The 1,546-nt window shown below is 78.3% G+C and carries 2 protein-coding genes and 1 pseudogene; all 3 read right to left on the bottom strand.

Features of this window, described 5'->3' with window-relative positions; genetic code table 11:
- A pseudogene (locus EBM89_RS20630) lies at nt 1-249 on the bottom strand (anti-sigma factor); the annotation flags it as partial.
- Nucleotides 230-808: an RNA polymerase sigma factor gene (locus tag EBM89_RS20625; RefSeq protein WP_233571895.1), complete on the bottom strand. Its 579-nt coding sequence runs from the start codon at nt 806-808 to the stop codon at nt 230-232. The pseudogene EBM89_RS20630 and the gene EBM89_RS20625, both read right to left, overlap by 20 nt.
- Nucleotides 809-876: 68 nt before the next feature.
- A partial coding sequence (locus tag EBM89_RS20620) for a class F sortase (RefSeq protein ID WP_369408680.1) occupies nt 877-1,546 on the bottom strand: 670 nt, incomplete at its 5' end.

Here is a 1,546-nt window from a genome sequence, read left to right as displayed (position 1 = left end):
GGCCGCCGGCGGCGCCCCGGGCTGCACGTCCGGCCCGAGGCCCAGGTCGCCGCTGATCCGCTCCCACACCGCGTCCGGCGGCGCCACGAGCGTCTCCCCCGCGCTCCCGCGCGCGGCGCGCGCCGTGTCCGCGAGCGCCCGCACCTCGTCCGCGCACACCGGGCACCCGGCGAGGTGCTGCTGCTCGTCCGGCCCGAGGGGCTCCCCGAGCGCGGCGAGCGCGGCGTCGTCAGGATCGAGGTGCCGCACCGTCCCCCACCTCCTCGAGTCGGTCCCGCAGCCGCAGCAGGCTACGTCGGATGTGGCTCTTCACGGTGCCCAGCGGCAGCTCGAGCCGGTGGGCGATCTCCCCGTGCGTGAGGTCGCCGTAGAACGCCAGCGCGAGGATGGTGCGCTGCGGCTCGCCCAGCCGGTCGAGCTCGTCCACCACCGTCACCCGGTCGGCGACGGCGGCGACGTCCGGCACCGCCTCCCGCTCCGCGCGCTGCGCCACCGCCCGCAGGTCCCGCCTGTCCCGTGCGTGCCGGGCGACCACGTCCGCGACGGCGTGCCGGGTGATGCCGGTGATCCACGCGCGCAGCACCCCGCGCTCCGGGTCGAACCCGTCCCGACCTCGCCACGCCGCGACGAAGACCTGCTGCGTCACGTCCTCGGCGTCCGCCGCGGAGCCGAGGGTGCGCAGCGCCAGCGTGTGCACGTACGCCGACCACCGCCGGTACGCCTCGGCGAGCGCGTGCTCGTCACCCGAACGGAACGCCCGGGCGAGGGCGTCGTCGTCCCACTCCTGCGGGGGACGCAGGTGCGCCACGGTCCTGGGCAGGGCGGTCCTCCTCGCGCGACGGTGCTGCGGATCCGGCACGACCTCGGGCGAGGCCATCATGCGCCCCGGAGGACGGCGGTCACGAGCACGTTGTCCCGGTAGTGCCGCGTGTCGCGGTCGAACACGCCGCCGCACGTCACCAGCGCCAGCCGGGGCGGGCCGTCGCGCGTGAACACGTCCGGCCACCGGGCCTCGGACTTCGGGACCTGCACCACGGCGTCCACGACGTACGTCCGCACGCTGCCGTCCGCCGAGTCGACCCGCACCTCGTCGCCGGGCTCGACCTCGGCCAGCCGCACGAACGGCCCCGTCCCGCGCGACGCGACCGAGTCGACGTGCGCGGCGACGACGGTGGTGCCCTGCGGGTCGCCGGGGTCGGCCCCGAACCGGTACCAGCCCGCGCGCTCGGCCAGCGGCGGGATCGCCATCTGCCCGTCCGGGGCGACGCCCACCGGGTCCACCGGCACGTCCACCGACCGGCCGGGGATCGTCACCCGCACGGGCACGGCCCGGTCGTCGCCCGGTGCGGGCGGCGTGGCGGGGGCCACCGGCACGGTCGGGACGACCGGGGACGCGGGTGCGGGTGCGGTGCGGGACGGCGGGGACACCTCGGGGGCCACCCGGTCCCCCGCCGGACCGCAGGCCGCGAGCGCCGCCGTGACCACGACGAGCAGGAGCCCGGCCGCGCCGCTGCGGGGACGGCGGCGCGACCGGGTGCCGTGGTGC

The organism is Cellulomonas triticagri, assembly GCF_003696205.1.
In the GTDB taxonomy this organism is placed as follows: Bacteria; Actinomycetota; Actinomycetes; order Actinomycetales; family Cellulomonadaceae; genus Cellulomonas; species Cellulomonas triticagri.
Note: the sequence above shows the minus strand (reverse complement) of the source record. Positions and strands in the feature narration are given on the sequence as shown.